3 protein-coding genes and 2 pseudogenes are annotated in these 4,185 nt (G+C 38.9%); 1 reads left to right on the plus strand and 4 read right to left on the minus strand.

The features are described from left to right. The 3 genes and pseudogenes from ABLA85_RS14125 to ABLA85_RS14135 form a co-directional block, all read right to left on the minus strand. Positions 1-459: pseudogene (locus ABLA85_RS14125) on the minus strand (IS982 family transposase); the annotation flags it as partial. Between the two features lie 67 nt (positions 460-526). After that, complete coding sequence (locus tag ABLA85_RS14130) at positions 527-1,354, minus strand: alpha/beta fold hydrolase (RefSeq protein WP_367965049.1); 828 nt, start codon at positions 1,352-1,354, stop codon at positions 527-529. A 420-nt stretch (positions 1,355-1,774) separates the two neighbouring features. After that, positions 1,775-2,701, minus strand: a complete 927-nt coding sequence (locus ABLA85_RS14135; RefSeq protein WP_367965050.1) for a hypothetical protein — start codon at positions 2,699-2,701, stop codon at positions 1,775-1,777. Positions 2,702-3,173: 472 nt separating this feature from the next. Here ABLA85_RS14135 and ABLA85_RS14140 point away from each other — a divergent pair, with 472 nt between their 5' ends. Then, positions 3,174-3,629: a VapA/VapB family virulence-associated protein gene (locus tag ABLA85_RS14140; RefSeq protein ID WP_367965051.1), complete on the plus strand. Its 456-nt coding sequence runs from the start codon at positions 3,174-3,176 to the stop codon at positions 3,627-3,629. A gap of 114 nt (positions 3,630-3,743) precedes the next feature. Here the strand turns inward: ABLA85_RS14140 and ABLA85_RS14145 are convergent. Continuing rightward, positions 3,744-4,154 (minus strand): annotated as a pseudogene (locus tag ABLA85_RS14145) (DUF5384 family protein); the annotation flags it as partial. Between the last annotated feature and the right edge of the window lie 31 nt (positions 4,155-4,185).

Below are 4,185 nucleotides of genomic sequence, written 5' to 3' on the forward strand. Positions count from 1 at the left end.
CATTCCTTTAAAGCCGTAGTAAGTTTCGTTCTTGGCGGCACAGTATCCATAATCGGCTTGTCCTTTAAAATTGGCACTGCCTTTCGCTCTTTTGAATCCACAGACGGGCAGCGGAAATCCGTCGATGATATGTACTGGCCTGTCTAATGCACCTAATAATCTCGCCAGCTTTTCTTGCAATTTTTGTTTAACAACCCAAAGATTTGAAGCCTGTTTAGCAAAATTGGCACGTGAACCGAGTCCTGGAAACCACTCACGCCAGTGGTCACAAAAATACGTCCAAATTCCTTTATCTGTTGAAAACTCTAAGAATTCACCCATCACTTCCATCGTGATGACTTCCGCATCACTCAGCTTAGGTGGGATCCCCCGGCTCCTCAATCGTGTGTCTTGCTGTAACGCTGTTAAATTATCGTCTACCCAACAAAACACCCAAATGATAAAATCTTGCTGTGACATAGCCTTTGTTCCTTTATTTCTCTCAGTTTGGCGACTTAAAGTTATAAAGGGGAGCGGCTATGTCATTTCAACTCACCACGAAAGTCGAGCATCGCGTTATTTTAACATTTGGCATAGACAACATGGTCATATGATTGCCGGGTGCCAGCATTGTGTTTAACTGAGTGACATGTGTTTTCCAGCGGGTGATATGGCCTTGTGTTTCTTGCATATCTTCTTCTTTGGCATTAATCAAATGTACTAAGCCGTTATAGTGAGTATGAGGTGTATAGCATGTATTCAGGTTGGCCTGCATAACCTGAACAATACCTTGTAACAGGGATATTGATGAATGAGTAGTGAATAACCCGGAGCGTATCAGTTCCTGATACAGACACTGGAGTTGCTCACTTTCAGACTGCCCCTCAAAATCTTTTCTCGTAAGCGGCAGTGGCTGATTGAGTATCATGTTGTAGATTTTAATTAATTCCATCAATGTTTCGATACGGCCGAAAGACTTGGATTTGCAACCTTGTGGGTCAGGTGCTTCGGTATCAATGAGAATAAGATCAGTAATTTGTTCTCCTTGTTCCAGTAGCTGCAATGCAATCTCGAAGGCAACCCAACCACCAAAGGAGTGCCCTAATAAGTGATAGGGACCTGTCGGCTGTACTTGGCGGATAGCCTGAATGTAATCACGAGCCATCACATTGACACTGGAATGGGGCGGCAGTTTGGGATCGACCAACCCACGTGATTGTAAAGCATAAACAGGCAAAGATGGCGGGAATGATAAAGCAAGCTCAAGGAGACTGAAAGCGCTGGCTCCTGCACCTGGAATACAAAAGAAGGGTGAATCAGTTTGAGAGCCGCTTTTGATGGTGACAAGAGGGTTATAATTGTAAAGTTTAGTCATAGAATCAGCTAATTGATTAATAAGGTGTATTTATTGTAATGTGATTTAGAGCTTATTGATTAGAGCTTATTTATTAGAACTTATTAATAGTGCTATACGTTAAGATCAATGTCAAAACCGATAGTAGAACGATAGCCCCTCTCTATTGAAGAGTGGGTAACGTTGATATACCTTTGGGGGTTTATTTTTACTTCCGTAATCATTTGAATATGAATGAATTCAACCTTGAAAAAAGAGTATCTGCAATTGCAGCTTTACTGGCAGATAGCACTCGTACCCGTACCGGTGTGTGCTGCGGTTCAGCAGAAATTTGGTGTTGGCATATAGGCGGTATATACCCTATGGATTTCAAAAGGCAACTTGAAAGACGACGGGTATAAGTTAAACCGCCATATTTTTGTAATCACGATGCCATCTACTTCACAATTCAATACCCTGATAACCAGCTAAAATTCGTTCCCATTCCTGCTGAGCAAACCATTTCTGGGTTTCTCCGTTGTAATGCATATCATCGGAGATAAATACGCCAAATTGAGTGGCTATGCCGTTGTAGTTTGGGGCATTTCTGGCATCAACCAGTGTTCGGTATTCAGGATTGGCGGCGATAACACTATTAATTGCCTCGGTTACGTAACTGATATTAATGGGATCAAACCAAACTGAAAGTGGGTAATAAAATCGCCACGGTATATTGCGGGAGCCTATGGCATCACTGAGGCCAGTGATAATACGGATAAAATTCATCTCTGATGCTTTTGCTGCCGCTAAACTTTCAGTTTCTGCTTCCCACTGATTCCAATGAACAGCTAGTATACGAGGGTTTTTACCCATTTTACGCAGGGAATTAACCGCCATACGTAATGTTCTGACGGCGCGGGGATAGAGAGATTCCACATCGTCAGGATCTCGCTCTGGTGCCCAGCGATTATCAGGAATATCAGGCAAATACATACCCTGCCTGCCATAACCCATCAGAACGACATAAAGATCAGGCAAATTAAGTGTGTTACCTGCGTCGATATGATTTTGCCAGTGGCGGGCGAAACGATTTGCGAGATTGACAGGGTGATCCTGATTACCACGTGGCAGACCGCTGGGAGCACCGATATTGGCATGACCAAAACTGGTTAACTTCACCCAATTAATTGTGGAAAAATTAACGCTATAAACTTCTGGCAGGGATAAGGTAAATACGTTTTCTAAACTCTGAATAATTGCTTCATCTGATGATAATTCAGTACCATGTCCATAACTGTTTGATTGGCCAAGGACGATTAATAATGGAGCGTCATTATTTCCCCACAGAGGATATATTTTTTCAGAAAGGGATGGTTTTTTATCTATCATTAAGATCTCCTTTAGTGTTTTTTTCTATGCCTGATTGATATAAAGGGGGTATTTTTAACACCTAATAGAAACTAGCTTTTTTGTTAAAAAAATCAATAGATAATATGCTTTAAATATCTTATTTAATAAGATGCTCAGTATAAGTGTTGAATTTTAAAAGGATGATTTATTAATTGTTATAATATAAAGTATTTCAGGCGATAGATTCATGATGGATTAACATGAAGAGTTTTGGTTTCTATTTTTAGGAAATTAAAAGTTATTATTATCATTTATACTTAGAATATTATTTAATATAGTAAAATGATATTTAGTATATTATGGATAATTTACGATACTGTAGTAATAGAAGAACATTATTTTAATAAATAACTTTAAATTACTTACAGTAATTGACTGGATACTTCACACTCGCAGTGTGAAAAGAAAGTTTTTTGTTTTTTGTTTTTTATTTAATATAGAGGTATATGTTATGAGTAAAGTAAAAGAAAATGCAATAGATCTCAAAATTATTGAAGATCTTAAAAAAGATATGGAAGGTAAATTGGAACCCAGTATTATTGATGATATTGTAGAAAAAATATTTGTTCAGGAAAATGAAAGAAATGTATCTCTGGGGGCTGTAGGTACTGTAGAAAGTCTTGCTTTTTATATACGGTTTGACATCATTATAAATAGTGATAAAAAACATTTTCAAGGGAATGCAGGAGGATGGACTTCTCCTGGAATAGGTTCTGTGCTTGGCTATGTTTATACAGATGATTTAGACAAACTTTATTCTGATACTACAAGTTTTATATTTCAAGCAACACCTTTAACTCTTTTTATCTGGTTCTTTAGTTTACATAGAGAAGTGCTTGGTCAATTTTCTGGTGGTGCACTTTCCCTTGTATCAGGTATCGGTAGTGGATCGGGTTCATGGAGTTAATTATTTTATTGAAAATTAAGATGTATCGATTAGTGTCGGTACATCTTAACCATTTTTCGGAGATATTAGATGTTAGTGACTACTGAGTTAATCGTTTTTAACTCCTGTTGGTTTTTACTTAAACCAACCACTGGATTTTTGCTCTCTGGCTTTGCCTTCGCTTTCTAACAGAGACTTAGCGCCCGATGATAAATTACGATTGGCATCAGCTTCTGATTGGATAACATCTGTTTTCGCTGCCTGGGTTTTTAGTTCTTGATCAATGAACTCATTTTCACGTTTCGCTCTGGCTGAACGTTTTTCTAGTTCAAGTTTTTTCATCTCTATATCAAGTTTGCGTAGCTCATCTTCATAAGCCTGCTCCCGTTTCTTATCTGCTGCTGCTTCAGCCAGCACTCTTTGTTTTTCAGCGTTGCGGGTCGCTTCTTGCTTTCTGATTTTCTCTGCTCTGGCAGCCGCTTCTCTTTGCTTTCTTTCTCTTTCCACTCTGGCTGCTCTTTCTAATTGAGCTTTTTTTTCGGCCTGTTGTTTTTGTTCGTAAGCGCCTAATTAACCC

Origin of the sequence: Xenorhabdus sp. SGI246 (assembly GCF_040838225.1) — a bacterium.
Lineage (GTDB): Bacteria > Pseudomonadota > Gammaproteobacteria > Enterobacterales > Enterobacteriaceae > Xenorhabdus > Xenorhabdus indica.

What these genes read in the sequence shown, in the direction of transcription:
- ABLA85_RS14130 (WP_367965049.1), bottom strand. Translation starts at nt 1,354, where the DNA reads ATGACTAAACTTTACAATTATAACCCTCTTGTCACCATCAAAAGCGGC.
- ABLA85_RS14135 (WP_367965050.1), bottom strand. Translation starts at nt 2,701, where the DNA reads ATGATAGATAAAAAACCATCCCTTTCTGAAAAAATATATCCTCTGTGG.
- ABLA85_RS14140 (WP_367965051.1), top strand. Translation starts at nt 3,174, where the DNA reads ATGAGTAAAGTAAAAGAAAATGCAATAGATCTCAAAATTATTGAAGAT.